The 15,567-nt window shown below is 45.6% G+C and carries 10 protein-coding genes and 1 pseudogene; 6 read left to right on the top strand and 5 right to left on the bottom strand.

Annotated features, from left to right (window positions below):
- Positions 1 to 10 precede the first annotated feature (10 nt).
- Positions 11 to 2,833: an isoleucine--tRNA ligase gene (gene ileS, locus AC30SF_RS01420; protein ID WP_489607326.1), complete on the top strand. Its 2,823-nt coding sequence runs from the start codon at positions 11 to 13 to the stop codon at positions 2,831 to 2,833.
- 184 nt (positions 2,834 to 3,017) lie between these two features.
- Here the strand turns inward: ileS and eno are convergent, their stop codons facing one another.
- The 3 genes from eno to AC30SF_RS01405 all read right to left on the bottom strand — a co-directional run bounded on the left by eno (position 3,018) and on the right by AC30SF_RS01405 (position 6,316).
- Positions 3,018 to 4,328 carry a phosphopyruvate hydratase gene (gene eno / locus AC30SF_RS01415; protein ID WP_489607325.1) on the bottom strand — a complete coding sequence of 437 codons (1,311 nt, stop codon included), beginning with the start codon at positions 4,326 to 4,328 and terminating at the stop codon, positions 3,018 to 3,020.
- A 201-nt stretch (positions 4,329 to 4,529) separates the two neighbouring features.
- Positions 4,530 to 5,192, bottom strand: coding sequence for a thiamine phosphate synthase (gene thiE, locus AC30SF_RS01410; RefSeq protein WP_489607324.1), 663 nt, complete (start codon positions 5,190 to 5,192; stop codon positions 4,530 to 4,532).
- A gap of 80 nt (positions 5,193 to 5,272) precedes the next feature.
- On the bottom strand, positions 5,273 to 6,316 hold the full coding sequence (locus tag AC30SF_RS01405) for a glycosyltransferase family 9 protein (RefSeq protein ID WP_489607323.1): 1,044 nt from the start codon (positions 6,314 to 6,316) through the stop codon (positions 5,273 to 5,275).
- 86 nt (positions 6,317 to 6,402) lie between these two features.
- On the opposite strand from AC30SF_RS01405, the gene AC30SF_RS01400 reads away from it, so the two are divergent.
- Together AC30SF_RS01400 and AC30SF_RS01395 are read left to right on the top strand one after the other, a co-directional pair.
- Positions 6,403 to 7,131 carry a 3-deoxy-D-manno-octulosonic acid kinase gene (locus AC30SF_RS01400; RefSeq protein ID WP_489607322.1) on the top strand — a complete coding sequence of 243 codons (729 nt, stop codon included), beginning with the start codon at positions 6,403 to 6,405 and terminating at the stop codon, positions 7,129 to 7,131.
- 355 nt (positions 7,132 to 7,486) lie between these two features.
- A pseudogene (locus AC30SF_RS01395) lies at positions 7,487 to 7,663 on the top strand (lipopolysaccharide kinase InaA family protein); the annotation flags it as partial.
- Positions 7,664 to 7,732: 69 nt separating this feature from the next.
- On the opposite strand, the gene AC30SF_RS01390 reads toward AC30SF_RS01395, so the two are convergent.
- Positions 7,733 to 9,391: a phospho-sugar mutase gene (locus AC30SF_RS01390; protein WP_489607321.1), complete on the bottom strand. Its 1,659-nt coding sequence runs from the start codon at positions 9,389 to 9,391 to the stop codon at positions 7,733 to 7,735.
- A 248-nt stretch (positions 9,392 to 9,639) separates the two neighbouring features.
- Here AC30SF_RS01390 and AC30SF_RS01385 point away from each other — a divergent pair, with 248 nt between their 5' ends.
- A complete protein-coding gene (locus tag AC30SF_RS01385) occupies positions 9,640 to 10,323 on the top strand; it encodes a 2,3-diphosphoglycerate-dependent phosphoglycerate mutase (RefSeq protein WP_021616275.1) in 684 nt (227 codons plus the stop codon).
- Positions 10,324 to 10,425: 102 nt separating this feature from the next.
- Here AC30SF_RS01385 and proS read toward each other — a convergent pair whose 3' ends face one another.
- The gene (proS, locus tag AC30SF_RS01380) at positions 10,426 to 12,141 is read right to left on the bottom strand and encodes a proline--tRNA ligase (RefSeq protein WP_489607320.1); all 1,716 of its coding nucleotides are present in this window, start codon (positions 12,139 to 12,141) and stop codon (positions 10,426 to 10,428) included.
- Positions 12,142 to 12,293: 152 nt separating this feature from the next.
- Between proS and selA the strand changes: the two genes are divergently transcribed.
- Together selA and selB are read left to right on the top strand one after the other, a co-directional pair.
- A complete protein-coding gene (selA, locus tag AC30SF_RS01375; RefSeq protein WP_489607319.1) occupies positions 12,294 to 13,688 on the top strand; it encodes an L-seryl-tRNA(Sec) selenium transferase in 1,395 nt (464 codons plus the stop codon).
- Complete coding sequence (gene selB / locus AC30SF_RS01370) at positions 13,685 to 15,544, top strand: selenocysteine-specific translation elongation factor (RefSeq protein WP_489607318.1); 1,860 nt, start codon at positions 13,685 to 13,687, stop codon at positions 15,542 to 15,544. Before selA ends, selB begins: the two co-directional genes overlap by 4 nt.
- Positions 15,545 to 15,567: the final 23 nt, after the last annotated feature.

The raw sequence follows: 15,567 nt of genomic DNA, 5'->3' as shown, positions 1-15,567 counted from the left end.
GGAATATAAAATGACTGATTATAAAAATACCCTTAACCTTCCTGAAACGGGCTTTCCGATGCGTGGTGATTTAGCCAAACGCGAGCCTGTGATGTTAAAAAATTGGTATGAAAAAAATCTTTACCAAAAAATTCGTGAAGCTTCAAAAGGCAAAAAATCCTTTATTTTGCATGATGGCCCGCCGTATGCGAACGGCAATATTCATATCGGCCATGCGGTAAATAAAATTCTGAAAGATATCATCGTGAAATCCAAAACCGCATTAGGTTTTGACTCGCCTTATATTCCGGGTTGGGACTGCCACGGCTTGCCGATTGAATTGAAAGTAGAAAGCTTAGTGGGCAAACCAAATGAGAAAATTTCTGCGGCCGAATTCCGGGCGAAATGCCGCGAATATGCAGCGGAACAAGTTGAAGGTCAGAAAAAAGATTTTATCCGTTTAGGCGTGTTAGGTGATTGGGATAATCCTTATTTAACGATGAACTTCGACACCGAAGCAAACATTATCCGTACCCTTGGTAAAGTGATTGCTAACGGCCACTTATACAAAGGTTCAAAACCGGTGCACTGGTGTTTGGATTGCGGCTCTTCTTTGGCTGAAGCAGAAGTGGAATACGAAGACAAAGTTTCTCCGTCTATCTATGTGCGTTTCCCGGCGGTAAGTGCGGTGGAAATTGAGGAGAAATTTAATGCAGTAGGAAAAGGTCACGGCAAACTTTCTGCGGTGATTTGGACAACAACGCCTTGGACAATGCCATCTAACCGTGCGATTGCGGTAAATGCAGACTTAGAATACAACCTTGTTCAGTTAGGCGATGAGCGTGTGATCTTAGCCGCTGAATTAGTGGAATCCGTGGCGAAAGCGGTGGGTGTAGAACAGGTTGAAGTGTTAGGTTCAGTAAAAGGTCAAGCACTTGAGTTAGTACGCTTTAACCATCCGTTCTATGATTTCACTGTACCAGTAATTTTAGGTGAACACGTGACTACTGATGGCGGTACAGGTTTAGTTCATACCGCGCCAGACCACGGTTTAGACGACTTTATTGTTGGACAAAAATATAATTTACCAATGGCGGGTCTTGTATCTAATGACGGTAAATTTATTTCAACGACTGAATTCTTTGCAGGCAAAGGTGTATTTGAAGCCAATCCATTGGTTGTTGAAAAATTACAAGAAGTGGGCAACTTATTAAAAGTGGAGAAAATTAAACACAGCTACCCACACTGCTGGCGTCACAAAACCCCGATTATTTTCCGTGCAACCCCACAATGGTTTATCGGTATGGAAACACAAGGTTTACGCCAACAAGCATTAGGCGAAATCAAAGGTGTACGTTGGATTCCTGATTGGGGTCAAGCACGTATCGAAAAAATGGTGGAAAACCGCCCAGACTGGTGTATTTCTCGTCAACGTACTTGGGGCGTACCAATGACCTTATTCGTGCACAAAGAAACCGAAGAGCTTCATCCACGTACTTTAGAGTTACTTGAAGAAGTGGCTAAGCGTGTAGAAAAAGCAGGTATTCAAGCATGGTGGGATTTAGATGAAAAAGAATTATTAGGTGCAGACGCAGAAACCTATCGCAAAGTGCCTGACACCCTTGACGTATGGTTTGACTCAGGATCAACCTATTCTTCTGTGGTGGCGAATCGTCCGGAATTTAACGGTCAAGATATTGATATGTATTTAGAAGGTTCCGACCAACACCGTGGTTGGTTTATGTCTTCTTTAATGCTTTCTACTGCGACGGATAACAAAGCACCATACAAACAAGTATTAACCCATGGTTTCACCGTGGATGGTCAAGGCCGTAAGATGTCAAAATCTATCGGTAACATCGTGACACCACAAGAAGTGATGGATAAATTCGGTGGCGACATTTTACGTTTATGGGTGGCCTCTACCGACTATACCGGTGAAATGACTGTTTCCGATGAAATTTTAAAACGCGCAGCAGACAGCTATCGCCGTATTCGTAACACGGCACGTTTCTTATTAGCGAACTTAAACGGTTTTGATCCGCAACGTGATGCAGTGAAACCGGAAGACATGATGAGCTTGGATCGTTGGGCAGTCGCTTGTGCGTTAGATGCGCAAAATGAAATCAAAGAGGCGTACGATAACTATCAATTCCACACAGTGGTACAACGTTTAATGCGTTTCTGTTCTGTGGAAATGGGCTCGTTCTACCTTGATATTATTAAAGACCGTCAATACACCACCAAAGCGGACAGCCTTGCGCGCCGTAGTTGCCAAACCGCCTTATGGCATATTGCAGAAGCGTTGGTACGCTGGATGGCACCAATCCTTTCCTTTACCGCGGATGAAGTGTGGGGCTACTTGCCGCAAACGGCGACGGCATGTGCAGAATTCGTCTTCACGGAAGAATTCTACGAAGGCTTATTCGGCTTAGGTGAGAACGAAAAATTAGATGATGCTTACTGGCAACAACTGATCAAAGTACGTTCTGAAGTGAACCGCGTGTTAGAAATCGCCCGTAACGACAAAGTGATCGGTGGTGGTTTAGAAGCAGAAGTGACGGTTTATGCTAACGATGAATATCGTGCCTTGTTGGAACAATTAGGTGATGAATTACGCTTTGTGTTAATTACCTCAAAAGCGGAAGTGAAAGCATTAGCAGACAAACCGGCAGATGTGGCGGCTGGAGAGTTAGAGGGGGTTTCCGTAAGCGTTGCCCGTTCTCACGGTGAAAAATGTCCACGCTGCTGGCATTATTCCGATAAAATCGGCGTGAATCCAGAACATCCGACCCTTTGCCCACGTTGCGTAGAAAACGTTGCAGGCAACGGCGAAGTGAGACGTTTCGCGTAATATGCACTTTTCTCATTGACCGATTTACCTCGGTCAATGTGCTAATCAAAATAAAGAAAGGATAAGTCGATAGGCTTATCCTTTTTTAGTGGCATAAAAAAACTGAGTTCAACCTCAATTGAACTCAGCCTGAAACACGAAAGTGCGGTGGCTTTTAACACCTATTTTCTCCGCATCTATGCCATTACGCTTGACCTTTAACCGCTTTTAAACCTAAGAACGGCGCTGGTGTACCCGCGCGTTCTAATGCTTCTTCAATACGGATTAATTGGTTGTATTTCGCAATACGGTCAGAACGGCTCATAGAACCAGTTTTGATTTGACCTGCTGCGGTACCCACTGCTAAGTCAGCAATAGTCGCATCCTCGGTTTCACCGGAACGGTGAGAAATAACCGCTGTGTAACCTGCATCTTTTGCCATTTTAATCGCAGCCAAGGTTTCGGTTAAAGAACCGATTTGGTTGAATTTGATTAAGATGGAGTTCGCGATACCTTTTTCGATACCTTCTTTTAAGATTTTGGTGTTGGTTACGAATAAGTCGTCACCCACTAATTGAACGCGGTCGCCTAACACTTTGGTTTGGTATGCGAAGCCTTCCCAGTCAGATTCATCTTGACCGTCTTCGATAGACACGATTGGGTATTGTTTGGTTAATTCTTCAAGATAGTGTGTGAATTCTTGAGATGTGAATGAACGGCCTTCACCTTTTAACTCATATTTACCGGTTTCTTTGTTATAGAACTCAGAAGAGGCACAGTCCATGGCTAAAGTCACATCTTTACCTAATACATAACCTGCTTTTTCTACCGCTTCTTTGATACAGGCTAACGCGTCAGCATTAGAGGCTAGGTTTGGTGCGAAACCACCTTCATCACCAACCGCTGTGCTCATGCCTTTAGATTTTAATACTTTCGCAAGGTTGTGGAACACTTCTGCACCGATACGAAGGGCTTCACGTAAGGTTTTTGCGCCAACCGGTTGGATCATGAATTCTTGGATATCAACGTTGTTGTCGGCGTGTTCACCACCGTTGATGATGTTCATCATTGGTAATGGCATAGAGTAAACGCCTGGCGTACCGTTAAGTTCTGCGATGTAAGCGTAAAGTGGTAAACCTTTAGACGCTGCGGCTGCTTTTGCGTTTGCTAAGGATACCGCTAAGATGGCGTTTGCACCGAAGTTAGATTTGTTCTCCGTGCCGTCTAAATCGATCATGATTTGGTCGATTTCAGCTTGGTTAGAGGCATCTTTGCCAAGAATGGCTTCAGCAATCGGGCCGTTTACGGCGGCAACCGCTTTCAATACGCCTTTACCTAAGAAACGGGATTTGTCGCCGTCACGTAATTCTAAGGCTTCACGAGAACCGGTAGATGCACCTGATGGAGCCGCTGCAAGACCGACGAATCCGCCTTCTAAATGCACTTCGGCTTCCACTGTTGGGTTACCACGAGAGTCGATAATTTCGCGACCAATGACTTTAACAATTTTTGCCATTTTATTTTCCTCATTAAGTTAATTAAAACGGGTTAGTTTGCTCTAAAAACGTCGGTATCATAAAGCTATTTTGTTCTTTTGTCTTGCAAAAACTACAGACAAATTGATTTTGCTCTATGTTTTCCGTCAACTTAAGTGCGGTTCAATTTTAAGATAAATTTTTCGAGATAGTGCGCCATGAATTTGAACGAAAATAGCCCGTTATTCGGCAAAATATTGCAGTAAGTTTTTCACCGCACTTTGCCAGTCTTGTGCCTTGGTGACGGCAGAAATCACAGCAATGCTGCCCACTCCGGTGGCTAAAATATCAGGGAAATGTGAGGCATTAATACCCCCGATGGCGACGGTCGGTATCTTACCTACGTTTTTCACCTGTGCCGCTAAATTGGCAATGCCTTGAGGCGATGAAGGCATCGCTTTGGTTTGCGTCGGGAAAATATGTCCTAGGGCAATATAGGAAGGACGCAACGGTAACACCAGATCGACTTCTTCCTGGTTGTGGGTGGAAACACCGAGACGCAGCCCCGCTTGTTGGATGGCGTTTAAATCGGCGGTAAGTAAATCCTCTTGCCCAAGATGGACGCCATAAGCCTGATACTTAATTGCCAACTGCCAAAAATCATCCACAAACAATCGCACTTGATGTTGTTTGGCTAAGGCAATGCAGCGGGCGATTTCCTCTTCTGCTTGTTCCGATGAGCGATCTTTAATGCGAATTTGCAAGGTTTTCACTCCGGCGTGAATGAGCCGTTCAACCCATTCATAACTGTCCACGATAACATACAATCCCAACTTAAATTCAGTGGGCGCAAAAGGGGCGTTAGGCGGAATGATTTCGGATAAACGAGATAGCGATACGGCCATAGCAAACTCCAATTAAATTGACATAAATGAAATAACGGCAACAGTGCAAGTGCGGTCAGATATTGAGGCGTTTTTCTCTTTTAAAACACACCGCACTTTTTCATCTGTTCCACCACCTGCGCCACCTCAATTTGTGCCATTAAATGTTTTCCCTTTAATTTCGTTGCCCAAGGCAACTGCGCAGACGGTTTGCCAAATTCTTTTTGCACATTTTTTTCATACACCGACACCACATTGGCAAGATTGCGATAAGGACCGGTACGCAACGGGTTGTGATAAGCATATAAACCGATAACCGGCGTGCCTTGCGTCGTTGCAATATGTGCCGGGCCAGAATCCGGTGAAAGCACCAAATCCACAAGTCGGATTAACGCCGCAAGCTGTGGAAGCGTTAACTTGCCTGCAGCATTGGTTGGTGCAAAGTGACATAAGCCCTGAATTTGCTCAATCATCGCCAGTTCACGAGGCGCAGGTGAACTGCACAAAATCACGTTGACATTCTGTTGGTGGGCAATATTGGCGACTTCCGCATAACGTTCCACTAACCAGTCTTTTTCGGGCTTACTGGAACAAGGGGAAATCAGCAAATTCTTACGGGTGGGATCAATATATTGGCGCGCCGTGATCAAATCCTCCTCCGCGACCGGCAAATCCCATTGCGGTTCCGTGCAAGGCACACCCAAATAGTTCACAAACGCCATAAAGCCGTCTAACACATGAGGATTGCTCGGATCTTGAATCTTGCGATGGGTAAACAACCACTGCCCTTCGCGCGCCCGCTGTTTACCGAAACCGATACGATATTTCGCCTTAATCCCCAGGGATAAAATTGACGCACGAAATGCCGTTTGCATATTTAACAACGCATCAAACCGACGATCTTTCAACTGTCGCCACAACTGACACAACCCACGCCAGCCGCTTTTTTTGTCATACACCACAAACTCCACTCCCGACACATGACGAAACAACTGCGCTTCCGTCTTGCCGATAACCCATGTTATTTGGGTGCTTGGCCAATAACGCTGAATCTGTTGCACCGCCGCCAACGCATGACAAACATCGCCAATGGCGGACAAACGTAAAATACAAAGGGATTGCGGAGGTTGGGTGAAAAGCGGCATAGATCTCTCGTTGATGTTGAATTTGGGAATTGCGTTATTTTAAAGTAGAATGCGCCCATCCGCTATCTCCTTTTCAAGGTCGCAAAATGCTTGAATATCAACTTAAAAACGACTTTTTTCTCTTTAATTTTGAACACCCGGAACCCCATCAGGAAGACTTTTTTAACGCCGATTTTTGGCGCCGACAAAACCGCATTTTAGGATCGGCGCAAGGGCGCGGCACCACATGGTTTTTACACACGGCAGATCGCTTCGGTGTAAACACCGCGCTGCGTCATTATTACCGTGGTGGCTTATGGGGCAAGTTCAACAAAGATCGTTACCGTTTTCAGCAGCTAAAAAGCACCCGCAGCATTGCTGAATTTAACTTGTTAAATCAATTACATCAGGCGGGACTACCGGTACCCAAACCCATTGGGGCTCGGGTTCTCAAAGGCAACTTGGGAGTCTGTTATCAAGCCGATTTGCTGAGCGAAAAAATCGAAAATGCCCAAGATCTGACCGCACTTTTGCAGACACAACGGCTTACCGCCGATCAATGGCGACAAATCGGCGGATTGATCCGTCAATTACACGATTTACAAATTTGTCACACCGATCTTAACGCGCACAACATTTTATGCCAACAACGAGAAGGCGACACAAAATTTTGGCTTATTGATTTTGATAAGTGCGGTGAAAAATCGGGCAGTTTTTGGAAAGAAGGCAATTTGCAACGATTACAACGTTCCTTTAACAAAGAAGTGGAGCGCATGCACATTCAATTTGACGGACAGCATTGGCAGCACTTGATGGAAGGTTATTCACAAAAATAATCACGGGATTGGCAACAAAAACGGTAGGCACATTGACCTACCGTTTTTTATTATAGCCAGGCAAAGTCTGGCATACACTATGCGTATGGAGACAAATAGCTTAAGCAATGAACAAAAAAAAATCCTCGCTATATAATGAACAAGGCTGACAACCAAAATTCAACATATAGGACGATTATTTAACCCCTCGTAGCGTGCAACTTGTTGCACGAATAATTAGCCTCGATGCGTAATTCACGATTTCATGCGTAGCGTGCATCTTGATGCACGACCAAATTACGCACGGAACGTTATTTAACTCTTTCAGGCATTCATGATTTCGTGCAACAAGTTGCACGCTACGATTCTGGAAAGCGGGACAAAATTTTGGCTCATTGATTTTGATAAGTGCGGTGAAAAATCGGGAAGTTTTTGGAAGGAAGGCAATTTGCAACGATTACAGCGTTCCTTTAACAAAGAAGTGGAACGTATGCACATTCAATTTGACGGGCAGCATTGGCAGCACTTGATGGAAGGTTATTCACAAAAATAATCACGGGATTGGCAACAAAAACGGTAGGCACATTGACCTACCGTTTTTTATTTCAACTGTCGAGCTTAATTAGCAATCCTGCTTACCATACGCCTCTTGACGTAAAATCGCGCGAACGGCAGCATCGAATTCCGCCAACACATGATCCGCATTTTTCGGATCGGTACCACGTGCATCAAGATAGAACTTGATTTTCGGTTCAGTACCGGAAGGACGAGCAATAAGACGGCTGCCGTTTTCCAAAACAAAGACCAAAATATCGCTTTGGCGGTCAGTTTTGGTGTGGTCAATAAATTGTGCCACATTGAAACCACCGATTTGGCTTGGCGGGTTATTGCGAAGTGCGGTCATTAATTTGCCGATTTCTGACAAATCACTCACACGAATAGAAATTTGTCCGCTCACATAGGCGCCAAATTCTTTGGTGAACGCCTCTGCATAATCTGCCAAAGTTTTGCCTTGTTTTTTCAAACTACGCACTAAATCCAAGAACACGATGGCAGCCGAAATGCCGTCTTTATCGCGCACTTTATCCGGATCCACCAAGTAGCCCAACGCTTCTTCAAAACCAAACAACAAACCTTGAACTTTACCGATGTATTTAAAGCCGGTAAGGGTTTCTTGGGATTCAAAGCCATAACGTTTGGCAATCTCTGCTAAGGCAGGCGAGGACACAAGGGAACAAGCCAATACGCCTTTTTTACCTTGTGCTTGATATTGTTTCGCCAAATACCAACCTAAGAAGCAACCCACCACGTTGCCGTGCAATGGTTTCCAGTTGGCTTCAGCATCCGGCACTGCCACCGCTAAACGGTCAGCATCCGGGTCATTGGCAATAATAAATTCGGCATTGTTTGCTTTTGCCACTTGAATCGCTAAATCTAACGCCCCTTTTTCTTCAGGGTTAGGGAAGTTCACGGTTGGGAAAGTGCCGTCCGGCCAGACTTGTTCAGCAACGATGTGCGGTTGTGGCAAGCCCGCTTTTGTCAACGTTTTGCTCAACACTTCATAGCCCACGCCGTGCATGGCGGTGTAAACGTAGTTAATGTCGGTTTGCGGTTCTTTCGCAAGTGCGGCTGTTTTCGCAATATAAGCGTCCACCACGGTGTCATCTAACACAACGTAATCTTGGCTGCGCGGTAAATCTTTCACACTGCCTGCCGCAACTTTATCAATTAATGCAGCAATGTCTTTGTCTGCCGGAGATACAATTTGTCCGCCACCGTTGGCTTTGCCTAAATAAACTTTATAGCCGTTATCTTCCGGTGGATTGTGGCTCGCCGTCACCATCACGCCTGCAGTGGTATCAAAATATTGAATAGCATAAGCCAACACCGGTGTTGGTAATTTGCGTGGTAATAAATAGGCTTTAATGCCGGCGCCAGCCATGATTTCAGCCGTATCGCGTGCAAATACATCGGAGTTTTTACGGCCGTCATAGCCAATCACGATGGAAGGCTGATTATCATACCCTTTTAAATACTCAGCCAACCCGCCGGCGGCTTGCGCCACCAACACACGATTCATCCCCATGGAACCGGCTTGCAGGCGACCGCGTAAACCGGCAGTACCGAATTGTAAACGTCCGTCAAAACGGGCAGCCAGTTCAGCTTCCGCTTTTGCATCGCCACTTTTTGCCGCGCTTAAAAGTGCGGTTAATTCTGCGTGCGTTTCAGCGTCCGGATCTTGGTTTAACCAATTTTGTGCCATCTCGAAAAGTGTTGTCATCATGTCTTCCTTCTAGAAAATCAAACATTAAAAATACCTGTTAGACTATCTAAAAAATACTGAAAGTAAAACGTTTATTTCCGATTAATTACAACATTTTGATCTATTTCATAAATTCCCCCAAAGACGATCAAGGTCTTCGCCAAACCCAAACAACATGGCAGAAAATAAAGGCATTTTTTCTTTATCAGAAAGGCTTTTTTTGCTATAACTGAGGGAGTTTTTTAATTAATCTTAGGAGATCTATCATGGAATTAGTGTTTATTCGTCACGGTTTTAGTGAATGGAATGCAAAAAACTTATTTACCGGTTGGCGTGATGTGAATTTAACCGAACGTGGCGTAGAGGAAGCCAAAGCGGCAGGCAAAAAATTGTTGGATGCCAATTTTGAATTCGACATTGCTTTCACGTCTGTTTTAACTCGTGCGATCAAAACCTGTAATATCGTATTGGAAGAATCTCACCAATTATGGATTCCACAAGTGAAAAACTGGCGTTTAAACGAACGTCACTACGGTGAGCTACAAGGTTTAGACAAAAAAGCCACTGCGGAAAAATACGGTGATGAGCAAGTTCACATTTGGCGCCGTTCTTACGACACATTGCCACCATTATTAGATCCGAAAGACCCGAATTCTGCCCACAATGACCGTCGCTACGCAAACCTACCGGCTGATGTCATTCCGAATGGTGAAAACTTGAAAGTGACTCTAGAACGCGTACTTCCGTTCTGGGAAGACCAAATCGCACCGGCATTATTAAGCGGCAAACGCGTTTTAGTGGTGGCGCACGGTAACTCTTTGCGCGCACTGGCAAAACACATTGAAGGCATTTCCGATGCGGATATCATGGATTTAGAAATCCCAACCGGTCAGCCATTAGTGTATAAATTAGATGACAACTTGAAAGTGGTTGAAAAATTCTATTTATAATTCTTCACGAAATTTGCCATAAAAAATCACCTCACTTTCATCACAAAAGTGCGGTGAATAATAAAAAGTGCGGTTATTTATCATAGCCGCTTTATTTTATGGTTACGCCTTAATTTGGCTTTTTAAGAAGTCTAATAATTGCGCTTTCGCAATCATTTGTTTCTTACCGCTACGACGATTTTTGTATTCGATTTCGCCGTTCGCTAAGTTTTTCTCACCGATGACGACCATGTGTGGCACGCCGATAAGCTCCATATCCGCAAACATCACGCCCGGACGTTCTTTACGGTCATCAAAAATCACTTCCACACCTTGTGCCAATAAAGTACGGTATAAATCCTCAGCGAATGCTTGCACGCTTTCCGATTTGTGCATATTCATCGGCACAATCGCTACCGTAAATGGCGCCATCGCATCGCTCGGCCAAATAATACCGCGTTCATCATGATGTTGTTCAATCGCGGCTGCCACAACACGCGTCACACCAATACCATAGCAGCCCATAGTGACAACCATCGGACGACCATCTTCACCTTGTACTGTCGCATTCATGGCTTTGGAGTATTTATCGCCTAATTGGAAGATATGGCCGACTTCAATACCACGTTTAATTAATAACGTGCCTTTGCCGTCCGGGCTTGGATCGCCTTCAACAACGTTACGAATATCCGCCACTTTCGGCAACGCCACATCGCGTTCCCAGTTAATGTTGAAATAATGTTTACCGTCAATGTTGGCGCCGGCGCTGAAATCAGACATGATCGCCACGCTGCGGTCAATGATCACCGGAATGTTTAAATTGACCGGCCCAAGGGAACCTACACCTGCGCCAATTTTGGCTTTAATGGCGGCTTCATCAGCAAATTCAAATGGGGAGGCCACTTCTGCCAGTTTCTCCGCTTTGACTTCGTTTAATTCGTGATCGCCACGAATGATTAACGCCACTAACGGCTGTTCTTCACTAGCCCCTTTTACAATCAAGGTTTTAATGGTTTTCTCAATCGGTTGGTTAAATTGCGCGACAAGCTCCGCAATGGTTTTCGCATTCGGTGTATCCACCAATTCCATCGCTTTAGTTGGTGCGGCACGCTCGCCGACAGCCACGGCTTCAGCCAGCTCAATGTTGGCCGCATAATCGGACTCGGTGGAGAAAATAACATCATCTTCGCCGCTGTTTGCCAATACTTGGAACTCATGAGACGCGCTACCACCGATAGAACCGGTATCCGCTTGCACGGCACGGAAATCCAACCCTAAGCGGGTGAAAATATTGCTATAAGTTTGGTACATCACCTCATAGGTTTGCTGCAAACTTTCTTTGTCCATGTGGAAAGAATAAGCATCTTTCATGATAAATTCGCGGCTACGCATCACACCGAAACGTGGACGCACTTCGTCACGGAACTTGGTCTGAATATGGTATAAATTGAGGGGAAGTTGACGGTAAGAAGTCACTTCACGACGCATTAAATCGGTAATCGCTTCTTCATTGGTCGGGCCGATCACAAAACTCCGTTCGCCACGGTCGGTGAAACGCAATAATTCCGGACCATACTGATCCCAACGACCGGACTCTTGCCACAATTCCGCCGGTTGCACGACGGGCATTTTGATCTCAATGGCGCCACTTTTATTCATTTCTTCGCGAATGATGTTTTCCACTTTTTGTAGCACGCGCCAACCGGTTGGCATCCAGTTATAAAGGCCGGAAGCAAGAGGGCGAATCATGCCCGCACGCAACATGAGTTGATGGCTAACAATCGCCGCTTCTGCCGGGGTTTCTTTTAAGGTGGATAATAAATATTTACTTGTACGCATTGAATTACCTATAATTCCAAGAATTTAAAAATACGAAAAAAATTGGCGCTAGTGTATCTAATGCGCACGCAAAAGCAAAGAAGAAATCAGGTTTCACGCCTTATAATCCCCGCTTAAAATGCCAATTTAACACTCCAGAAAAAGGAATTATCATGTCAGCCCTTTATCAAGCCCTTCCCGCCGTCGATAAATTACTCAAAACCCCGCAAGGTGAACAATTCGTGGCAGAATTTGGTCATAGTGCCACTGTCAGTGTGTCTCGCGAGATGTTGCAACAAGCGCGCGAACATATAAAACGCCATGAAAATCTACCGCACTTTTTGCAAACCGATGAGGCGACCTTTCAGTACATCCGCCAACAATTATTGTTACAACAACAAGTGAACATTAAGAGCGTACATAATTTAACCGGCACGGTATTACACACCAATCTTGGACGCGCGTTGTGGTCACCAGCGGCACAACAAGCGGCTCTAGACGCTATGCAGGGCAATGTCGCGTTGGAATATGATTTAGCGGCTGGCGAGCGGAGCCATCGGGACAACTACATCAGCGACTTACTGCAACAACTCACAGGCGCCGAAGCGGCCTGTGTGGTGAACAACAACGCCGCAGCGGTATTACTGATATTGGCGACTTTCGCGCAGGGGAAAGAGGTGATCATCTCCCGTGGTGAATTGATTGAAATCGGCGGTGCTTTCCGCATTCCCGACATCATGGCACAGGCAGGTTGTAAACTGGTGGAAGTGGGCACCACCAACCGTACCCATTTAAAAGATTATCGCAACGCAATTAACGAAAATACTGCATTTTTAATGAAAGTTCACAGCAGTAACTACCAAATTTGCGGTTTCACGCATTCTGTTGACGAGCAAGAACTGGCGGAATTAGGTAAAGAATTTAGCATTCCGGTCATCACAGATTTAGGCAGCGGTGCATTAATAGATCTGAAACAATTCAATTTGCCGGAAGAACCGACGGTGCAAGAAAAATTGCAACAGGGTCTGGATTTGATTTCCTTCTCCGGCGACAAACTGCTTGGTGGGCCGCAAGCGGGCATTATCGTGGGTAAAAAAGCATTGATTCAACAGCTACAAGCCCATCCGCTCAAACGCGTGCTACGTTGCGACAAAGTGACTCTTGCCGGGCTGGAAGCCACTTTACGTTTGTATTTGCAGCCGGAAAAAATCACTGAAAAACTGACCGCACTTCATCTGCTCACTCAGCCCATCGACCAATTACAAGCACAGGCGGAACAACTGAAAAAGCGGTTGGAAAATCGTTTAAATGCAGATTACGTTGTTGCGATCGAATCAAGCGAAGCGCAAGTTGGTAGTGGTTCTCAGCCGCTGGCACGGATTCCGTCAATCGCGGTCACCATTGCGCCGGCAACAGAAAAAATGCCGACAAAAACCACCGCACTTTTCGCCCGTTTATTGGCGCTACCGCAACCGGTTATCGGGCGCATTGAACGGGATAAAATTTGGTTGGATTTACGCAGCTTGGCCAATCTCGAACGCTTGCTCGACACCTTGGAGGCGCTATGATTATTGTCACATCCGGACACGTTGACCACGGAAAAACCGCACTATTGCAAGCCCTCACCGGCACGCACACGGCGCATTTACCTGAAGAAAAAAAACGCGGCATGACCATTGATTTAGGCTACGCCTATTTGCCGTTAAAAGATCAAATCCTCGGCTTTATCGACGTGCCGGGGCACGAACGTTTTCTCGCTAACATGCTAGCAGGCTTGGGCGGCATCCATTACGCCATGCTTATCGTTGCCGCAGACGAAGGCGTGCAAGCGCAAACCATCGAGCACTTAAACATTTTGAGCTTGTTGCAACTGCAGGAAATCATGGTGGTGATCACTAAAGCCGACCGCGCCGATGCGCAACAAATCGACGCATTAGAACAACAACTACGCCAACAATATGCCCTCTTGGCGAACAGTAAATTCTTCGTCACGTCTGCTACCACCGGTCAGGGCATCGAAACGCTACGCGATTATTTGGCGCAGTTGCCGGAATTATCGGACACGGAAAAACCGTTCCGTTATGCCATCGACCGTATTTTTACCATTAAAGGTGCTGGTACGGTGGTGACGGGCACCGCATTTGCGGGCAAGGTTGCCATTGACGACGAATTGTATTTAAGCAATGGGCAAAAAGTGCGGGTGAAAAATATCCACGCACAAAACGAACAAAGCACAGAAGGCTTGGCAGGGCAACGCCTGGCATTAAATATTAACCTGGATTTCGACCGCACGTTAATTGAACGCGGCGATTGGTTGTTTTCCCAACCGCCTGCCAAATCGACAGATCGCGTCACCGTTTGGCTGGAAAACCAAATTCCACTGAACGAAAGCCAACCGGTGCATATTTATCACGCCGCCTCACACACCACGGGCAAGCTGACGTTATTGCAACAGCAAAAACTCGCACCGCAACAACACGCGCTGGCAGAACTCATTTTAGAACAACCGTTGTTTTTGGCACATGGTGACAAAATCATCTTACGCAACAGCAACTCGACCGCCGTACTCGGTGGTGCCAAAGTGATTGAAATCGATTCACCGAAACGCCACAAGCGCACAGAAGCCCGTTTCGATTATTTACGCCAACTGATTCAAGCAGAAACAGCCGAAAAACGCACCGCACTTTATCTGCAAAATCAAGCGATGGAAGCCGAGCAGTTGATGTGGATTGAACAACTGACAGACTCACAACTAAATGACATTCTTGAAAAAAACGGCGACATTCGCTTCCAAAGTTGGTGCTTTAATGCCGAGTATCGCACGCAACAAACGTCAAAATTATTGACCGCACTTGCGCAATATCACGAACAACATCCCGACCAACTCGGCTTAGGTAAAGCCCGTTTGTATCGCATTGCGGCACTGAATCAGCCGGAAAAACTGATTTATCATTTTATTGATGAATTATTAGCCGAAAATCAGCTACAGCAAACCCGTGGTTGGCTACACACCGCTGATCATAAAATTCAATTTAATGAACAAGAACGCGCATTATGGCAGCAAGTTCTCGAACAATTTGAGCAACATAACGGACAAGCGTTGTGGGTTCGTGATCTTGCAGGCTTATTAGGACAGGAAGAAAGCGCCATGCGCAACTTCCTCTACAAAGCTGGTAAATTAGGTTATCTCACCGCTGTGGTAAAAGACCGCTTCTTCCTGACCGAGAACATTTATGCCACCGCCCGTTTAATCAAACAACTTGTCGCCGGGAAAGAAGGCATATCGGTGAACGAATTGCGTGATGCATTACAATTCGGACGCAAAATGACCGTGCAACTGGTGGAATATTTCGACCGCTGTGGTTTCTTACGCCGCAAAGGCAATATTCACGTATTGCGCGATGCGGACGTGTTTGATTTGTAAAAGTGCGGTAAGTTTTTAAGCTA

This window comes from Aggregatibacter valvarum, from assembly GCF_980468985.1.
This window is presented reverse-complemented; position numbering and strand designations above follow the sequence as displayed.